The following is an 18355-nucleotide window of genomic DNA, read 5'->3' as shown; positions in this document are numbered from 1 at the left end:
TGGACTGCGATCAAGTGCCACCACGTCTTTTGCCCGCTAACGGTACTCACTATCTTTGTTCAGAATAATCCGCCAATTACTCGACAAACTGGTTAGTATCATTTACCAATCAGTATGGACCTTAATCTTCTGACGATGTTTGCCGCGGTTGCGGATACCGGAAATTTTCGTGCGGCAGCCGACAGGCTGGGCGTAACACGTTCTGCTGTCAGTCAGGGGATCCGGCGGCTTGAAGAAACCATCGGGCAACCGCTGTTTCAGCGAACGACGCGTAGCGTGCGACTTACCGAAGAGGGTGAGCGGTTTCTGGAAACGGTTCATTCGCCGCTTCTGGAAATTGGAGCGGCGCTGGAAACCGCACGGAATGCATCAGGAATGCCGCACGGGCTTTTGCGGGTTGCGGTTACATCTATTGCCGAGCGGTTTCTGTCAGGGCCACTTGTTGCCGAATTTGCCATTGCCTATCCGGGAATTACGCTTGATGTGACAGTAACGGACGAGGAGTTCGATATTGTTGCCGCGGGTTTCGATGCGGGTGTGCGCCTTGGCGAGGTGATTGAGCAGGATATGGTCGCGGTACCGCTTACCGGGGAGCAGCGGCAGGTCGCAGTAGCAACGCCGGGTTATCTTGAACGGCATGGCATTCCGCAGCATCCGCGCGACTTGGCAGGGCACCGCTGTATCGGTTGGCGCCCATCACCTGAAACCGCGCCCTATCGATGGGAATTCGAACGTGACGGGCAGGAGTTCGATGTGGCGGTGGAGCCGCAGGTTACGACAAATGACATGCTTTTAATGATTCGCACTGCCCTTGCGGATGGCGGTATCACATTCGGGATCGAGGAAACCTTTGCGCCCTATATCCGGCGCGGTGAACTTGTAACTGTTCTTGATGATTGGCTCGCGCCCTTTGCTGGGTTTTATCTTTACTTTCCGGGGCGCAGGTCAGTTACGCCAAAGCTTCGCGCATTGATCGAGCATGTTCGCAAGTTCCGGATGCGGGTGCCGCCACTTTAAACATCATGGTACACCCGCTGCCGAAAACGGGCATCGCCGATCAGCCAAAGGTATCTTCCATTTCCTTGCGGAACCGGATGGCGGGATCGCTGAGGTCAAAATCGACATCGTCCCATGTCACGACCTGATCGGCGGCGATTTTGTTTTTGAGTGTCAGGTGGTGGGCGAGGCCTATGGGAAGGGCGTTGTTGGCTTTTGACATGCGGGCGGGCATCAGTTTGCCATAGACCGTGTAACCGCCTTCGCCGTCAAGCTTTTCACCGATGCGAAGGTCGCGTTTGGCAAAGGCAACCGCATCGCCAGACCATGCGCGCGGCGCGCCGGTAGCCTCGTGACGCAGGGCGGCAGAGGCGACGGAAATACCCAGTTCCAGACCGATCAGGTGATAGGGTTTATACATTGCGGAATATTGCCCGGTCGGGTCGGTCAGAAGACCATATTCCGAGAAGCAGCGTTTGACATAGTCGCTGGGGGCTTCGAAGGTAACATAAACACCCCAGCGCAGATCGCGAAAGACCGGTCGGGTGTCGCGTTCAAGGCTTGAAACCACCTCGACCGTGCCTTTGCGATCCAGCAATCCGCCGGTTTCCTTTGGCGAGAGCAAACGCGGCAGATCATCGACCCCGCAGGCCGGGAAACGAAGGCCTACATCCTGTGGCACCAGATCACAGGCATTGGCAACAGCGGCCATTTCGATGGCGGATTTGGTGCCGTCAAGGAAGCTGTTGAAAATCTGCGGGTTCATGCCGCCTGCCTTGGCCTGTTGCGGTGTCAGGCCATAATGGGTCCAGACATCATCAGGCGTGACATGGTGATAGGCGGGCAGATATTTGGTGCCCTTGCCCGCACAGATGACATCAAGGCCGACCGCACGTGCCCAATCGACCATTTCCGAAATCAGGGCCGGCTGATCCCCATAGGCCATGGAATAAACAAGACCTGCCTGTTCGGCCTTGCGGGCCAATAATGGCCCGGCAAGAACGTCGGCCTCGACATTGACCATGACAAGGTGGCGACCCTGTTCGATAGCCTTCAGGCCATAACGGATACCGGCTGCGGGGCTGCCGGTGGCATCGATGATGACTTCGAGGCCGTTGGCTTCTATCAGGGCGTCGGCATCCTCGGTGATCCAGGTGGTTCCGTTTTTAAGGGCATTGTCCGGATCGGTTGCCTGATAGCGTTCCTTTGGCCAGCCAACACGGTCAAGGGCCTCTTTGGCCCGCGCGGCACTGAGATCGGCCACCCCCAGAACGTGATAGCCCGGATGATGTCCGGCCTGGCTTAAAAACATCGAGCCGAATTTGCCCGCGCCGATAATGCCGACGCGAACGGGATTACCATCCGCAGCACGTTTGCGCAGCTTTGCATCAAGATTCATATGAAATTCTCCGTCGCCGGGCGATCAGGCCGCGGAACTTTTGGCGGTTGACTGTTTGGCGACCAGTTCGTCAAGGCAATCATCGGCCAGCGGCTTAATCGGGGTAAAGTCGCGATGCGCGATCCACGGTTTACGATTAAATGCCCGGATATGGTTCGAAACCGCGCACAGGCTAAGATAGACAATGGTGCGGTCAAACGGGCTGATATTGGGCGGGCTGGCATGGACCAGATTGCCGTGGAACATTACAACCGAACCGGCAGGCCCAATCGGGGCTTCGCAGCCGCCTTCGGCAGCAAGCTTTGTCACGGTTTCACGATCAAGCGTCCAAAGCGGATAGGAGGTGGTTTCAAGATCGTGGCCGGCCTTGAGCACGCCTGCCTTGTGGCTTTTGGGGATGAACAATAGCGGGCCGTTGGCCGGGGTAACGTCTTCGAGGAACAGGGCGATGTTAAAGGCGCGCGGTTCGGGCATTTCGTCGTCACGCTGCCATGTGCCATAATCCTGATGCCATTGCCAGACGGCGCCATCAAAGGCGGCCTTGGCGTTGATCTTGTACTGGTGCATGTAAACCTGTTCGTCGAGGAACTGCTCAACAGGTTCGATCAGACGGGGATGGGCGCCAAGGCGGCGGTGGGCTTCATTATAAGTGTGGGCGGCGAAGGCCGTGCGGGCAACACCGGATGTTTCGCGCCAGACTTCTTCGCGGTCGGACGCATAAATCTTGCGGGCTTCGGACAGCAGAAGGGCGGCTTCTTCGCGCGAGAAAAGTTCCGGCAGAAAGACAAAGCCCTGTTCGCGAAATTTGGCAAGTTCGGTTTCGTTGAGTTTCATGACGTTTACCTCCGTGTCGCATGTTTTTGTTTTTTGTTATGCGACCTGTGCCTTTCCAAGGCGGATTATGTGACAGTCTTTGCGGTATCCTTCATATGCGTAATCAGGCGGTTTGCCGCATTGCGTGTGTGCGCAATTGCCAATTGCTGTGCGGCCGCTCCATCGCCGGCGCAGATGGCGTCGGCGATGGCCTGATGTTCGGTCCAGACGGGGTCGGGACCGGATCCTGTTTGCAGATCGGCATGCATGACACGCCGGACCTGCAACCAGATTGCGGTTGATGCCTCGGGCAACAGGGGGTTGCCTGAGAGGCGATAGATCGTTTGATGAAACGCGACGTCGGCTGCAACAAGGTCTGCGGTGGTGTTGTTGCCCAAGGCCTGGTTTCCCTGTTCCATGGCAGCCCGCAGGGCCGATTTCCGTTCGTCTTCCGGGGATGTGGACGCAAGCCGGGCAGCAAGCCCGTCAAACGCCTCGCGCAAGTCGTAAACGTGCACGACCAGTTTGGCATCGACCGGGGCAACGCGGTATCCGCGCCGCCCCATCGGTACGACCAGTCCATCACGTCGCAACAACCCGAGAGCTTGCAACACCGGTTGCCGCGAGACATTGAGTTCCTCGGCCAAGGCTTCCTGACGCAAGGGCGTCCCGGGAGGGAGAGCACCGGAACACAAGGCATCGACCAAACGATCATGCACTTCATCAGTCAGGCTTTTGCGACCGGAAAGCGGTTCCATCTTCAATCCTTCTTTACATTCAGAATACTGTATACACTAATCTTAACCAATGGAAGATCAAATCTGTAAAAAATGACTCTATGGTTGTGGGTTCAGAGGAAAACACTGTTTTGGTGGGGCGATAGCCCAATTGTGTATTGTCGGCGCTGTGACGGCGTTCCATGATCATCGCAGAACAACGATAAGGAGACGATGTCATGGCCCGTTTCATTGCTGCCTGTGTCCAGGTAAATGCGCGTGACAATATGAGCGACAACCTTGCGCGTGCGGCGACCTATGCGCGTGATGCCCATGCGGCGGGGGCGACGCTGATTGCGTTTCCGGAAAATGTTTCGATGATGTCATTTGGCGGGGAAAAGGTCCGGACGGCGGCATTTGACGAGGCCGATCACCCGGCATTGGCTTTTTTCTGCGATCTGGCAGAAGAATTGAAATCGACCCTGATTGTCGGGTCATTGCATGTGAAGGTGCCGGGCGAAGACCGGGTGGCGAACCGGTGTTTTGTGATTGGTCCGGACGGGGCGGTGATCACGTCCTATGACAAGATTCATATGTTTGATGTTGATCTGGCGGGTGGGGAAAGTTACCGCGAAAGCAAAACATTCCGCCCCGGCGATCAGGCACGACTTGCCAAAACCGATATCGGGGATATCGGTATTGCGATTTGCTATGACGTGCGATTCCCGCAGCTCTTCCGCGATTATGCCAAGGCGGGGGCGAAAATCCTGTCGATCCCGGCGGCTTTTACGCGCACAACCGGGCAGGCGCACTGGCACAATCTTTTGCGGTCACGCGCGATTGAAAACGGCTGTTATGTGATTGCGGCAGCACAGTGTGGCGATCATCCGGGCAACCGGCAGACATTTGGCCATTCCCTGATTGTCGATCCGTGGGGAGAGGTTCTTGCCGATGCGGGGACCGATCCCGGTTTTATCACCGCCGAGATCGATCTGGACCGGGTGGAAGACATAAGACGGATGGTGCCGTCGCTTCGGAATGACCGGGCTTACAAGCCGTGCTGATTTAAGCAGCATTTCACAGGTGGTCAGCTATAGCTGACCACCTCGAACTCGATGCCGTTTTCATCGTTGAAATAGAATCGGCGACCGGGCTCGTAATCGGCGTGATTGTGGGTTTGATAGCCGCTCGCGAGGATTTTCTTTTCAGTGACGTCAAGGTCGTTCACCACGATACCGATATGGTTCAATCCGCCAAGCGTGCGATAGGAATTTTCATCGGAATTTACTGGGGCTCCGCCGGAATAGATGGCGACATAGCTTGTCTCGTTGCCGACGTGATAGGTGACGCCGTTATCCTTTGATGGTCCGTTCCAGCGCACATGCCAGCCAAACCAGTCACATAATTGTGCAGCGGTTTTGGCCGGATCAGAGACGGTGAAATTCACATGTTCCAGAAATGCGGTGCTCATGGTGTTCTCCTTTTTTCCTTAACTGCAATTACATCCTGTCTAATTCCTTAAGTTAAGTTGAGGTCAAGAGGAAAGTGTCCGGCCAATATTGGCTCTGAACTTCTTGGTCACGCGGTTTCACGAAACAGTGTCGCAACGTCATTTTACCTTTGGCATCGCTTTTTGCAGTCTTGGGTCATCGAGACAGCAAACGGAGTTTTATAAGGTGATGTTCAAGCAGATTTTACTGGTTTCTTCGTTGATGATTGCGGCGTCGGGGGCGGCTTTGGCCGGAGAGCAATATGTCGATGAAACGGGCTTTGCGATCAGCGGGTATGATCCGGTGGCCTATTTCGATCTGAAGCAGTCGGAACCGGGGGGGGCACAGCCGCGTGCAGTACCGGGCCGTGCCGATATTACGGCTGATTATAATGGTGCGACATGGGCATTTGCATCCGAGGAGCATCGCGACATGTTCACCGCCAATCCGGAAAAATATGCGCCGAAATATGACGGGCATTGTGCCTATGGCGTCGCACAGGGCGGCAAGGTTCCGGCCAACCCGAACCTGTGGCGGATTGTTGACGGGGCGCTTTATCTGAATATCACGCCGACGGTGGTTGGTTTCTGGAACAGCGATATTGATGGCAATATCGACAAGTCCGAAGGCAACTGGACGTCACTTGAGGCAAAGGGGGCGTCCGATAAAAGCTGGATGGCGATTGCGGATAATAACGGCACCTATGAGGGCACCGCGCCGGTCAGGTAAGGTGGCGTGGTCGTGAAATGAAAACCGGCCCCAGATGAAGGGGCCGGTTTTGCATTGATATTTGGGCTTGGTCGCGATCAGCTGGCGATTTCGCCGCCGTCCTGTTTGGTGACGGCAACGACCGACGGGCGCGGGGGAATGCCATCGGCAAAATCCGGCCAGCGGGTGCTTGGCGCGTCATAGGTCGATCCGTCTGCCGGGTGCTGCACGGCCAGGAACAGGGTTTTCCCATCCGGGGTGAATTCCGGACCGCACATTTCCCCGCCAACCGGGCAGGCAAAGAAGAACTTGGTCAATGCACGACCCGGCCCGTCAACATCGGTTGCCCACATGCCATCGGGAATGTCGGAACCCTGCGCCCCGTCAGACGAAATCCACAAACGACCACGATGGTCGATTGCCATATTGTCCGGGCAGGATACCCAGGCTTCGGCTGCCGGGTGGTAAACCGCCTTGTCATCCGGGTTGGCAGGATTGCCGGCGGCAATCATGATATCCCAGGTGAAGCGGTCGGCGGTGTGATCCGCATCCTTGCCCATGCCACCCGGAGGGGTCAGTTCAAGAACGTGACCATGCGGGTTCGCTGCGCGCGGGTTGGCGGCGTTGGGTTCCTTGCGTTTGCTGTTATTGGTCAGCATGACGTAAACCTTGCCGTTGACCGGGTTCGGTTCGACGTCTTCCGGACGGTCCATCTGGGTTGCGCCCAGAAGGTCGGCCGCGCGGCGGGTTTCGATCAGGACATCCGCCTGACTGTTGAAGTCGTTTTCGGCGGTCAGCGGGCCCTCGCCAAAGATAATCGGCATCCAGTCGAGGGTGCCGTCATCGTTGAACCGGGCAACGTACAGCGTGCCTTCGTCAAGCAGGTCCATGTTTGCGGCACGATCATTCGGATTGTATTTGTTCGCCGCAACAAATTTATAGAGATAGTCGAAACGCTGGTCGTCACCGGAATAGGCAACAACCGAGTTATCCTTGTTGACGATAACGGTTGCGCCTTCGTGCTTGAAGCGGCCAAGGGCGGTGCGCTTTTTGGGCATTGATGCCGGATCGTAGGGATCAATTTCGACCATCCAGCCGAATTTGTTCGGCTCGTTCGGTTCTTTTTCGACGTTGAAACGGTCGAAATATTTGACCCACGAATACCAGCTGTCCGGTGAGATACCGAGGCGCTTGTAGTTGCGTTCTTCGGCGGTTTTGGCGATATCGCCCCCGAAATAGCCGTTGAAGTTTTCTTCGGCGATCAGGATGGTGCCCCACGGGGTTTTGCCGCCTGCACAGTTGTTCAGGGTGCCGATGACGCGGGTGCCGGTCTGATCGGTGCTGGTTTTCAGGCGATTATGTCCTGCTGCCGGGCCGGTGATGGCCATTTCGGTATCAAGGGCGGAAATGCGGCGTGCATAGTTTGACCCGTCAATGACCTGCCATTTGCCATTGGTCTTTTTGATTTCGACGATGGAATGGCCGTGGGCGGCAATTTCATGCAGCGCCTGTGCCTGCGATGCGCCCATGGCATCCTTAAGACCCGGCCACATCATTTCGGCATTGGTGTATTCATGGCTGACACACAGAAGGCCGCGTTCGGAATTATCCGATCCGACCGGAAGCGGCATATAACCGACATAGTCGCAGTTATAGCCGAACTGTTTGTTCTGGGCAGTTGCATCGACCTGACCTGGGACGAAAGCCGGTGCATCGGCCACGACCTTGTCACCCCAGCGGATCAGGATATCAGCGTCGTATCCTTCTGCTACTGCGTGGGTTTCGGTGATTTTTTGCGGAATAGATTTGAAGGTCAGGGTGGAGGCATCCTGGGCGCGTGCCATTCCCGACGTTGCAATTCCGGCACCGGCAACAGCGGAAGTTGCCATCAGGCCCTTGAAAAAGCCGCGGCGCGTAAGGCGGGCATTGATCAGGTCGGTAATGCGGGGATTGTTTGTCGGGTTCGACGGAATGTCGTCGCGATCCTCGACGATTTCAAATTGTTCGTTCATGGTTTTCTCTCTCTGCCAAATGCTAAAAATAGCGTTATGGAAGATGCCAGAAGCCAGTAGTTTGAATTGTGACATTTGTGTTTATTTTTGTTGATATCCCAGTGTGTTACATAATTATTTCATCATGCTCCGCGACTGGTTTGCAGGCTGCGATGAACTGCTTGACGGCAAAGGGGGTATCCACATCAACCCTGTATTGCGGTCCCTGTTCAAACGCGTTGATTTTCCAGTCGGGAAACATGGCCGGCAATTCATCTGGCGACAACAGAAAGGCCGGATTTCGTGGGCGACCAAACGCCTCGTTCCCGGCCATGAAGGTTTCATAAAGCAGGGTGCCGCCGGGTTTGATCGCATCGCGAAGACATTCAAACAGCGGACGGTGCAGATAATTGACAACGACCACCAGATCAAACTGCCGGTCCCCAAGCGGCCAGTGGCCGGCTTCAAGATCAGCTTCGATCCAGTCAATTCCGGTATTTTGTTCGGTTTCAGTATCCGACAGATCACGATCAAGGGCAGTGACCTGCCATCCCCGATCCGCCAGCCAGAAGCTGTGACGACCCTTGCCACAGGCAAGATCAAGTGCAGTTCCACCGGTCGCGGGGCAGGCTGGGCAATGACGGGTGATCCAACCGGATGGCATTAATGATGACATTTTCATAAATCTTGGTTATTGAAGGAGCCGCCCGAAACTGGCGTTTTGGGCAAGGTGTCGCTATATCGTTGATATCAAAACACCTTGCAATTGTTACGGTTTGCTTGAACAAAACAACACCATGATCCTCTTTCAGCTTAAATGCGAACATGATCACGAATTTGAAGGCTGGTTCAAAGACGGTGCCACATATGACACCCAGGCTGCCAGCGGTGAATTGTCATGCCCGTTTTGTGGGACAGCCAATGTCGGAAAGGCGTTGATGGCACCGCGTCTTCGGACGTCGCGCCAGAAAGAGGAAGCCGCCGAAAAGACCCGCCAGGTCGCCTTGGCCGAAGCAACCCGGACAGCAATGGCCGAAATCCGCAAACAGGTCGAGGCAAACTGCGAGCATGTTGGCACCAGGTTCGCCGAGGAAGCCCGCAAAATCCATTACGGTGAAACCGAAAAGCGTGGCATTTATGGCGAGGCATCGCTTAAAGAAACCGCCGAACTGATTGATGAAGGCATCGATGTTCATGCGTTGCCTTGGCTTGACGAGAGTAAAAAGAACTAGCGCTGAATATTCATTCGCAGGTGTGATCTTTTTCACTGTGTTGATCTATTCTGTAATATCGGGTTCATAGCGCCTTTTTTTGCTTTCAAATGTCGGTACATCAGGGGTTTTTCATCAAACCTTCACGGGATTGTCTTGCGCATGATTGTTACCGTCCACACGCAATGAATTTGGGGAAACCGCAAAGCAATGGTTGCGGTGCATTTTTTCGTGTGGAGAAAACCGATGGCGATCAAATGGCTTGGCAAAGCTGTGGCTGTGACGACACTTATGCTTCTGGCATCTACCAGTGCGCATGCGGCCTTCAAACTTGACTCCCGTTTTACCGACACTGATGGCGACCTGACTGCGGATACGCCAACCGATCCGGCCCAGCAGGTCGATCCCGATACCCTTATTTTCGCCTATACTCCGGTCGAAGACCCGGCGGTTTATGCCAAGGTTTGGGATGGTTTCCTGAAACATATGGAAGAAGTCACCGGCAAAAAGGTGCAGTTCTTCCCGGTTCAGTCGAATGCCGCCCAGCTTGAAGCGATGCGGGCTGGCCGTTTGCATGTCGCGGGTTTCAACACCGGTTCCAATCCGATTGCGGTTGCATGCGCCGGTTTCAAATCTTTTGCCATGATGGCGCGTGCAGACGACAGTTTCGGGTATGAGATGGAAATCATCACCTATCCGGGTTCGGGGATCGAAAAGGTCGAGGACATCAAAGGGCAAAAAATGGCCTTTACTTCCGAAACCTCCAACTCCGGCTTCAAGGCGCCTTCGGCCCTGCTGGCAAGCGAGTTCAACATGAAAGCGGGCAACGATTTCGAAGCCGTTTTCTCGGGCAAGCATGACAATTCCATCCTTGGTGTTGCCAACAAGGACTATCCGGCTGCCGCCATTGCAAACTCGGTCATGGCCCGCATGATCCAGCGCGATGTTGTGAAGGCCGATCAGGTTAGCTCAATCTATAAATCCCAGACTTTCCCGACCACAGGTTATGGCCTTGTCTATAACCTGAAACCGGAATTGCAGGAAAAAATCAAGGAAGCGTTCTTTACCTTTGATTGGGACGGTTCTGCGCTTCAGGAAGAGTTTTCCAAATCCGGCGAAGCCAAATTCATCCCGATCACCTTCAAGGAACATTGGGACGTCATCCGCAAGATCGACGATGCCAACGGCGTTTCCTATGACTGCCAGTAATGGCGCTTTGATTAAAAGACTGTGAGGTAACGTATGCTCCGCGTTGACAATCTGCGGAAGCGTTATCGGACCGGGGACGAGGCGCTCAAGAGCGTCTCGTTTTCCGTGCCCGCTGGCGAAGTTGTCGGGCTGATTGGCCCGTCCGGCGCAGGGAAATCAACCCTGATCCGCTGTATCAACCGTCTGGTCGAACCGACCGACGGTAATGTTTTTTTGAACGATCTGAATGTCACAAAGCTTGGCCGGGGCGATTTGAAACGGGCACGTCGTCGCATCGGCATGATTTTTCAGGAATATGCACTGGTCGAACGGCTAAGCGTCATGGAAAACGTTCTGTCGGGACGGCTTGGTTATGTGTCGTTCTGGCAAAGTTTTACCCGCCGTTTCCCGCAAGGAGATGTGGACAAGGCATTTGCCTTGCTTGAACGCGTAGGGCTTTCGGACCATGCTGACAAACGGGCAGACGCCCTTTCGGGTGGGCAGCGACAGCGCGTGGGTATTGCACGTGCGCTTGAACAGGACCCGGAACTGCTGCTGATTGACGAGCCGACCGCAAGCCTTGATCCGAAAACATCGCGACAGATCATGCGTCTGATTACGGAAATCTGTTCGGAGCGCAATCTGCCTGCAATCATCAATATTCACGATGTGCCGCTGGCGCAGGCGTTTGTTGATCGCATCATCGGTCTGCAGGCGGGTGAGGTCGTGTTTGATGGTACGCCGTCCCAACTGACCGAAGACGTCCTGACCCGGATTTATGGTGAAGAAGACTGGACCACCATGCGCGGCGATCAGGACGAGGAAGAAGATGCATCTTCGCCTGTGACCGGTATTGAACGGAAGGCGGAGCTGGTGTGATGGCCGAAAGCGTATCTGTCGGACCATCGCGCCGCTGGCGCAAAAAGCCGTTTATCACAGACCCGAAAACGCGCTGGGGACTTTATATTGGGGCACTGGTTTATCTGGTGCTGGCGGTTTCGAGCGTTCCGGTGAACTGGGAGCGTGTATGGGAAGGGCTTGATCGCGGCTGGCGTTTTGTTGAAGGTTTTCTGGTACCCGATTTTGCCTCGCGCTGGGGTGATATCGTTCAGGGTATGCAGGAAAGCCTGACCATGACGGTAACATCGACCGTTGTGGGTATCCTGATTTCAGTCCCCATCGGTATCGGGGCCGCACGCAACATTGCCCCGGCACCGGTTTATGCCGTTTGCCGTGGAATTATTGCCCTGTCGCGCAGTTTTCAGGAAATCATCATTGCGATCCTGTTTGTTGCAATGTTCGGTTTCGGCCCATTTGCCGGGTTTCTGACGCTGAGCTTTGCGACCATCGGCTTTTTGTCGAAACTTCTGGCCGAAGATATCGAGGATATCGATGAATCCCAGGCCGAAGCCGTGCGTGCAACCGGTGGGGGGTGGTGGCAGATCGTCAATTACGCGATCCAGCCTCAGGTGATGCCGCGCCTGATCGGGCTCAGCCTGTATCGTCTTGATATCAATTTCCGTGAATCCGCCGTTATCGGCATTGTCGGTGCGGGCGGGATCGGGGCGACGCTGAATACCGCGATTGACCGTTATGAATATGATACCGCAGGCGCGATTTTGATTATCGTCATTCTGATTGTGATGGTGGCGGAATACAGTTCGGGCTATGTGCGGAAATGGGTGCAGTGACATGCCGATAAGCAAAACCGAAACCGGTGTGCCGGTCTGGGCGCACCGCACCCCGAAGGCGCGATTGCTGATGTGGGTCGGGTGGCTCGCTCTCGTGGCGTTATTCATTTTCTGCTGGCAGGTCATGACACAGGACACGATCTGGTTTTTTGTCTATGACGCGCCGCGTCAGGCCGCCGACATCACATCACGGATGTTCCCGCCGAAATGGGGTTATGTGAACGAATTGTGGGGCCCGCTTTGGGATACCCTCAATATTGCGACGCTGGGTACATTGATATCTATTATCCTTGCCGTGCCTGTGGCGTTTCTGGCCGCGCGCAATACCACGCCAAGCGTAAGGTTTGTGCGTCCTGTTGCCCTGTTTATTATCGTATCGTCACGTTCGATCAATGCCCTGATCTGGGGACTGTTGCTGGTGGCGGTAATCGGGCCGGGTGTTTTTGCCGGGATTATTGCGATTGCGCTACGTTCAATCGGTTTTGTCGCCAAACTATTGTACGAGGCCATAGAGGAAATCGACGAAACACAGGTCGAGGCTATTAACGCCACCGGCGCATCGGCTTTGCAGTGGCTTGATTACGGCATCGTACCGCAAATCCTTCCGGCGTTTGCCGGAATCTCGGTGTTTCGGTGGGATATCAATATCCGGGAATCGACCGTTCTTGGGCTGGTCGGAGCGGGCGGGCTCGGTCTGAAACTTCAGGCATCGATCAATGTGTTGGCCTGGGGGCAGGTGACAACGATCTTTATCGTCATCCTTGCAACCGTGATGCTCAGTGAATGGGTATCGGCAAAGGTCCGTCATAGTCTGATCTGATTGGTGCAAAGCGATTTCAGTTAAAACACCGGCAGAATTTCTGCCGGTGTTTTTGTGTCAGTCTGATATGTCTGCACAAAATTTGATGCATGGCCTGATTGAAATACGGAATGACATTGCCACCTTTAAAAGGCCTATCCAAAGGGAGTGTTTTTGCGCATTCTAAAATGCTTTATGAGATAATTCTGACAAAAAATGAAGCTGATCATGGAATATCAGGGGTATGTCAGTGATTATATCATTGGATAGGTGTCGGGTGTGACTTTTGACTTTCTTGGGGTTTAGGAGATGGCGGCGGCTTCTCGTGTATCAGCGGGTATTATATCATATGGCGTTGGTGCCGTTTGCGTTGCGGGGATTGTTTTTGCCGCTTCGTTATTCGGAATTCTGACGCGTCCGGACGGGATGCTTGCTGTTCTGTGGCCTGCCAATGCCCTTTTGACCGCGGCTTTTGTCCGTGGGCAGGCAATGAATACGCCCCTTGGCTGGGTAGCGGCCTTTGGCGGCTATATGGCCGCCGACCTTATGACCGGAAGCGATATCTATACTGCGACCTGGTTAACCGGGGCCAATCTGTCGGGTGTTGCCGTCGGGGTTATTTTACTGCGCAGGCTATCTGTCGAGGATCGTAATCTTCGCCGTACACAATCGGTTCAATATCTTTGCCTGATTGGTGCCGGGGCGGCATTTGCCGCTGCGGTGGTCGGGATATTTATTGCGATGCTGATCTTCAATAACGACCCGATAACAGCTTTCCTGTTCTGGTTTAGCACCGAATTTGCCAACTATGTCGTCATTCTGCCATTCGCCCTGACGGTTGCACGATGGTCTGATTTTTCTGCGATGGTCAGCGGCTTTTTCCGGCATTTTGTCATGAATGCCAGAACCCTGAAACAGTGTGCGCCAGCCATCTCCGTCCTGGGCAGTCTGGTGCTTGTGAAGCTTGTCGGCGGACCGGGATCAATTGTGTTTCCAGTGCCAGCCCTGTTATGGTGTGCACTGGTTTACCGGTTACAGATCACGACGCTTTTCATCCTGCTGGTGTCGCACTGGTTGATGGTGGTTCTGGAGCTTGATTTTCTGACGAATTTACCTGCCGGTGATGATCCGTATTATGCTGTCATGTCGATCCGCCTTGGTATCGCGTTGCTGTCATTGGGGCCGCTTACTGTTGCCAGTATCGATACGGCGCGCAGTGCGCTGGTTGATCGCCTGGATCATGCGGTGAACCATGATTTTCTGACCGGATTACTGTCGCGCGGTGCTTTTATGAAGTGTGGCGGAGAGTTGTTGTCGCGACTGTCGGGCGAGAAGGGGCGCCTGACGATCATGGGGCTTGATGTTGATCATTTTAAGCATATCAACGATACCTACGGTCATGCGGCAGGCGACCAGGTGTTGATCGAGGTTGCAAAGATCATCCGGCGGAATCTGAGGGGGAACGATCTGATTGCGCGGATCGGCGGCGAAGAATTCGGGTTATTGTTGCCCGGAGTTGCGCCGGCCGATGCCCTTGCGCTTGCACAGCGCATTCGCATGGCGATAGAGAAAACCGCCGTCGCCGAAAGCGAGACCGGCAGTATTTATACCACAGTCAGTATCGGAGTGGTTCATCATCCCCTGAATGAACCCGTTTCGCTGGACCGGTTGATGCGTGATGCCGACAAGGCGATGTATGCTGCCAAGGCCGCAGGGCGCAATCGTGTCGTGGTGCATCAGCCGTCGTCTTGAGGGCAATATGCGATCACTCGTCAGAAGGCTTTTGCGCGATTACCATGTAATTGATGTCAAGATCGCGCGGCGCGGCCGACCATTTGTCGGTGATCGGATTATATGCAACCCCGGTAATATCGACGAGGTCGAGACCGGCACCGCGCAGCAAACCTGACATTTCCGACGGTTTGACAAATTTGCGCCAGTCATGCGTCCCGGCAGGCAACCAGCGCAAAATGTATTCCGCACCAAATTTCGCCAGCGCGAGCGATTTGAGGGTGCGATTCAGGGTGGCGACAAACATCAGCCCGCCCGGTTTCAGCAATGCTGCACAGGCCTGCATGAAGAATTGCGGATCGTCGACATGCTCGATGACTTCCATATTCAGCACGATATCGAACTGCTTGCCTTCGTCGACCAGCATTTCCGGTGTGGCATTGCGATAATCGATGGCAAGCCCTGATTGGGCAGCATGAACTTTTGCAACCTCGATATTGTTTTCGGCGGCATCAATTGAGGTCATTTTGGCACCCATGCGCGCCAGCGGTTCGGACAGAAGGCCCGCGCCACAGCCGATATCGATGATATCGACATCTTTCAGCACATCAAGCTGGTTGGCATCGCGACCCAGATGGGCGGCGATATTGTCGCGCAAAAGCTGCAGGCGGATCGGATTGAACTTATGCAGCGGTTTCATCGCGCCGTTCGGGTCCCACCATTTTTCTGCCATTGCGGAAAAACGTGAAATTTCCTCGGCATTTGCGGTGCGGCTGTTGTTGGCGGATGCGTGCGACATGGACGGCTCCGAAGGCATGACAGTGATTTTACTTTGCCTTGTTTACGCGGGCATGCCCGGCAAGGCAATAGTTTGCCGGGGAACCGTATACAAAGGAGGACTTCCCCGGTTATGACTGAAATCGAAATGTGCCCTGCACCAATCGCATGCGCTGTCAGGGTTTTTTGGGTAAGGAATAGCAGGATATTTCACGATTTTTGCCTGCAGGCTTGAGCTAGAGACATTTTAGGGGATTGAAAAATGAAACGACGCAATTTTCCCCTGCGTTGATGCTTGTTTCCGAAAGAGTAAGGCAGTATTGATAACGCCGCCCGGATCAGACGGCGCGCCGCATCGCTGGCCTGCGCCAATGGATCGAGGGCCGGATCACATGCCATCATTTTCGGAACGTCGATGGATGGCGAGCTTAGCGGGGATACTTCATGGCCCGTATTGTCATGAAATTTGGCGGCACATCGGTCGCCGATGTCGAAAAGATCAAGAACGTCGCCCGTCGGGTCAAAGCCGAGGTCGATGCCGGAAATCAGGTCGCGGTTGTTGTTTCGGCCATGTCTGGCAAGACCAACGAACTGGTTGGCTGGGCTGATGAAATTTCGCCGATGTATGACGCGCGTGAATATGACGTGATCGTATCGTCAGGCGAACAGGTTACCGTGGGTCTGATGGCCATGGCACTGCAAAGCATGGATGTGCCGGCGCGTTCGTGGCTTGGCTGGCAGATTCCGATCAAGACCGACGGGGCGCATGCCAAGGCACGTATCAAGGAAATCGAGACCACCGAGCTCGACAAGCGCATGAATAGCGGCGAGGTTGTCTGTGTCGCCGGTTTCCAGGGGATTGCCCCGGATAATCGCATTACCACGCTGGGTCGTGGCGGTTCCGATACTTCGGCGGTGGCACTTGCCGCGGCCCTGAAGGCGGATCGTTGCGATATCTATACCGATGTGGACGGGGTTTACACGACCGACCCGCGGATCGTGCCCAAGGCGCGCAAGATCGAAAAGATTACCTACGAAGAAATGCTGGAACTGGCATCGCTTGGTGCGAAGGTCCTTCAGACCCGTTCTGTCGAGATGGCCATGAACCATCGCGTCCGGGTACAGGTCCGCTCCTCCTTTAGTGATGCGGAAGGAACACTTGTTGTAGACGAGGACGAAATCGTGGAACAGGAAGTCGTCAGCGGGATTGCCTATAGCCGGGACGAAGCCAAGATCACCTTGGTGAAAGTCGCCGACAAACCGGGAATCGCTGCTTCTATCTTCGGCCCGCTGGCCGAGGCCAATATCAATGTCGACATGATCGTGCAGAACGTTTCCGAAGACGGCAAAAGCACGGACATGACCTTTACCGTACCGCGCGGCGAATTCAAACGGGCGCTGTCGGTGATTGAAAGCAATTCGGCGAAGATCGGTTACAAGGAACTGCTGAGCACATCCGATGTGACCAAAGTGTCGATCATCGGTGTGGGCATGCGTTCGCACGTTGGCGTTGCGCGCAAGATGTTCGAAACGCTTGCGGAAAAAGGTATCAACATCCAGGTCATTTCGACCTCGGAAATCAAGGTCAGCGTTCTGATTGCCGAAGAATATACTGAATTGGCAGTTCGTGCGCTTCATACCGCATACGGTCTTGATGCCGAGTAATTTAATAATGTGACTTCGTTGTGTGTGATTAAGTCACTGTTAAATTGCGTCAATTATTACATACTAGCTGGAACTATCGGTTTCGGCCTTTATGATGAAATGGCAGGGAACCCCGGTTCCCTGCATTTCTGCTTTGGGGTACTGATAATATGAGCGATCCGAAATTCGATGCGGCACGCGCCCGTCTTGAAAAATTGTGGGCGGCGGGCAAGGAATTTCTGGGAACGGATTACGCCATTATGGCGGGTGCAATGTCCTGGGTTTCCGAACGCCACCTTGTGGCGGCGGTTTCAAATGCCGGTGGCTTTGGCGTAATTGCCTGCGGGTCAATGACCCCGGATTTGCTGTCGGCCGAAATCGCCGGGACCAAGGCGCTGACCAATAAGCCGTTCGGCGTGAACCTGATTACCATGCATCCGATGCTTGATGACCTTATCGAGGTTTGCCGCGAGCACGAGGTGGGCCACGTGGTTCTGGCCGGTGGTTTGCCATCCTCGGCATCAATCAAGAAAGCCAAGGAATTTTCCAGGGTAGTCTGTTTTGCTCCGGCGCTGGTTCTGGCCAAGAAGCTGGTACGGTCCGGTGCGGATGCACTGGTGATTGAAGGCAGCGAAGCAGGCGGCCATATCGGCCCGGTTTCCCTGACGGTTCTGGCTCAGGAAATCCTGCCGGAAATCAAGGATGTGCCAATTTTCTGCGCGGGTGGTATCGGTCGCGGTGAGGCAATTACCGGGTTGCTCGAACAGGGGGCCGCCGGAGTTCAGATCGGGACGCGTCTGGTTTGTGCCAACGAATGCATTGCCCATCCCGACTTCAAGAAGGCCTTTATCCGGGCAAGCGCACGCGATGCGGTCACCACGGTTCAGCTTGACGAACGGTTCCCGGTTATTCCGGTACGTGCCCTTGCCAACAAAGGGACCGACGAATTCCTTGATACCCAGCGCAAGGTAATTGCCAAATTCCGTGCCGGTGAAGTCGATCAGGGTGAAGCCCAGCTTGAGATCGAACATTTCTGGGCGGGGGCGCTTCGCCGGGCCGTTATTGATGGTGACGTTGAAAGCGGATCGGTTATGGCAGGACAGTCGGTTGGTATGGTAAAGAAAGAACAACCGGTAGCCGAAATTCTTGAAGAGCTGGTCGAACAGGCCGTTCAGTCCCTCGTACGAAGAGACAATTAGAC

18 protein-coding genes are annotated in these 18355 nt (G+C 54.8%); 11 read left to right on the top strand and 7 right to left on the bottom strand.

Annotation, left to right across the window (positions count from 1 at the left end):
* Window positions 1-114 precede the first annotated feature (114 nt).
* Window positions 115-1017: a LysR family transcriptional regulator gene (locus LG297_RS15065; RefSeq protein ID WP_404421642.1), complete on the top strand. Its 903-nt coding sequence runs from the start codon at window positions 115-117 to the stop codon at window positions 1015-1017.
* Between the two features lie 40 nt (window positions 1018-1057).
* Here the strand turns inward: LG297_RS15065 and LG297_RS15060 are convergent, their stop codons facing one another.
* From LG297_RS15060 to LG297_RS15050, 3 genes are all read right to left on the bottom strand, one after another.
* On the bottom strand, window positions 1058-2395 hold the full coding sequence (locus LG297_RS15060; RefSeq protein WP_404421640.1) for an NAD(P)H-dependent oxidoreductase: 1338 nt from the start codon (window positions 2393-2395) through the stop codon (window positions 1058-1060).
* Window positions 2396-2419: 24 nt separating this feature from the next.
* On the bottom strand, window positions 2420-3229 hold the full coding sequence (locus LG297_RS15055) for a phytanoyl-CoA dioxygenase family protein (protein WP_404421638.1): 810 nt from the start codon (window positions 3227-3229) through the stop codon (window positions 2420-2422).
* A 65-nt stretch (window positions 3230-3294) separates the two neighbouring features.
* Entirely contained in the window at window positions 3295-3966 is a 672-nt protein-coding gene (locus LG297_RS15050) for a GntR family transcriptional regulator (protein ID WP_404421636.1), read from the bottom strand.
* Window positions 3967-4163: 197 nt separating this feature from the next.
* On the opposite strand from LG297_RS15050, the gene LG297_RS15045 reads away from it, so the two are divergent.
* A complete protein-coding gene (locus LG297_RS15045; protein ID WP_404421634.1) occupies window positions 4164-4988 on the top strand; it encodes a carbon-nitrogen hydrolase family protein in 825 nt (274 codons plus the stop codon).
* Window positions 4989-5011: 23 nt separating this feature from the next.
* Here LG297_RS15045 and LG297_RS15040 read toward each other — a convergent pair whose 3' ends face one another.
* The gene (locus LG297_RS15040; protein WP_404421632.1) at window positions 5012-5395 is read right to left on the bottom strand and encodes a VOC family protein; all 384 of its coding nucleotides are present in this window, start codon (window positions 5393-5395) and stop codon (window positions 5012-5014) included.
* A 208-nt stretch (window positions 5396-5603) separates the two neighbouring features.
* Between LG297_RS15040 and LG297_RS15035 the strand changes: the two genes are divergently transcribed.
* Window positions 5604-6143: a YHS domain-containing (seleno)protein gene (locus tag LG297_RS15035; RefSeq protein WP_404421630.1), complete on the top strand. Its 540-nt coding sequence runs from the start codon at window positions 5604-5606 to the stop codon at window positions 6141-6143.
* 77 nt (window positions 6144-6220) lie between these two features.
* Here the strand turns inward: LG297_RS15035 and LG297_RS15030 are convergent, their stop codons facing one another.
* Together LG297_RS15030 and LG297_RS15025 are read right to left on the bottom strand one after the other, a co-directional pair.
* Complete coding sequence (locus LG297_RS15030) at window positions 6221-8134, bottom strand: PhoX family protein (RefSeq protein ID WP_404421628.1); 1914 nt, start codon at window positions 8132-8134, stop codon at window positions 6221-6223.
* A 106-nt stretch (window positions 8135-8240) separates the two neighbouring features.
* A complete protein-coding gene (locus LG297_RS15025) occupies window positions 8241-8789 on the bottom strand; it encodes a class I SAM-dependent methyltransferase (protein WP_404421626.1) in 549 nt (182 codons plus the stop codon).
* A 121-nt stretch (window positions 8790-8910) separates the two neighbouring features.
* Between LG297_RS15025 and LG297_RS15020 the strand changes: the two genes are divergently transcribed.
* From LG297_RS15020 to LG297_RS14995, 6 genes are all read left to right on the top strand, one after another.
* Complete coding sequence (locus LG297_RS15020) at window positions 8911-9345, top strand: DUF1178 family protein (RefSeq protein ID WP_404421624.1); 435 nt, start codon at window positions 8911-8913, stop codon at window positions 9343-9345.
* Window positions 9346-9570: 225 nt separating this feature from the next.
* Entirely contained in the window at window positions 9571-10533 is a 963-nt protein-coding gene (phnD, locus tag LG297_RS15015; protein WP_404421622.1) for a phosphate/phosphite/phosphonate ABC transporter substrate-binding protein, read from the top strand.
* Window positions 10534-10566: 33 nt separating this feature from the next.
* Window positions 10567-11391 carry a phosphonate ABC transporter ATP-binding protein gene (gene phnC, locus LG297_RS15010; RefSeq protein WP_404421620.1) on the top strand — a complete coding sequence of 275 codons (825 nt, stop codon included), beginning with the start codon at window positions 10567-10569 and terminating at the stop codon, window positions 11389-11391.
* Window positions 11391-12203, top strand: a complete 813-nt coding sequence (gene phnE / locus LG297_RS15005; protein WP_404421618.1) for a phosphonate ABC transporter, permease protein PhnE — start codon at window positions 11391-11393, stop codon at window positions 12201-12203. Before phnC ends, phnE (LG297_RS15005) begins: the two co-directional genes overlap by 1 nt.
* A 1-nt stretch (window position 12204) precedes the next feature.
* On the top strand, window positions 12205-13023 hold the full coding sequence (gene phnE / locus LG297_RS15000) for a phosphonate ABC transporter, permease protein PhnE (protein WP_404421616.1): 819 nt from the start codon (window positions 12205-12207) through the stop codon (window positions 13021-13023).
* Window positions 13024-13311: 288 nt separating this feature from the next.
* A complete protein-coding gene (locus LG297_RS14995; RefSeq protein ID WP_404421614.1) occupies window positions 13312-14754 on the top strand; it encodes a diguanylate cyclase in 1443 nt (480 codons plus the stop codon).
* A gap of 13 nt (window positions 14755-14767) precedes the next feature.
* Here LG297_RS14995 and ubiG read toward each other — a convergent pair whose 3' ends face one another.
* Window positions 14768-15532 (bottom strand): bifunctional 2-polyprenyl-6-hydroxyphenol methylase/3-demethylubiquinol 3-O-methyltransferase UbiG, encoded by a 765-nt coding sequence (gene ubiG, locus LG297_RS14990; protein WP_404421612.1) that lies wholly within the window; start codon window positions 15530-15532, stop codon window positions 14768-14770.
* Between the two features lie 422 nt (window positions 15533-15954).
* Between ubiG and LG297_RS14985 the strand changes: the two genes are divergently transcribed.
* Together LG297_RS14985 and LG297_RS14980 are read left to right on the top strand one after the other, a co-directional pair.
* The gene (locus tag LG297_RS14985) at window positions 15955-17175 is read left to right on the top strand and encodes an aspartate kinase (RefSeq protein WP_404421610.1); all 1221 of its coding nucleotides are present in this window, start codon (window positions 15955-15957) and stop codon (window positions 17173-17175) included.
* A gap of 149 nt (window positions 17176-17324) precedes the next feature.
* The gene (locus LG297_RS14980) at window positions 17325-18353 is read left to right on the top strand and encodes an NAD(P)H-dependent flavin oxidoreductase (protein WP_404421608.1); all 1029 of its coding nucleotides are present in this window, start codon (window positions 17325-17327) and stop codon (window positions 18351-18353) included.
* Window positions 18354-18355: the final 2 nt, after the last annotated feature.

The organism is Thalassospira australica, assembly GCF_044790785.1.
GTDB lineage: Bacteria > Pseudomonadota > Alphaproteobacteria > Rhodospirillales > Thalassospiraceae > Thalassospira > Thalassospira australica_A.
The sequence above is the reverse complement of the archived record's forward strand: the minus strand, read 5'-3'. Positions and strand labels throughout refer to the sequence as shown.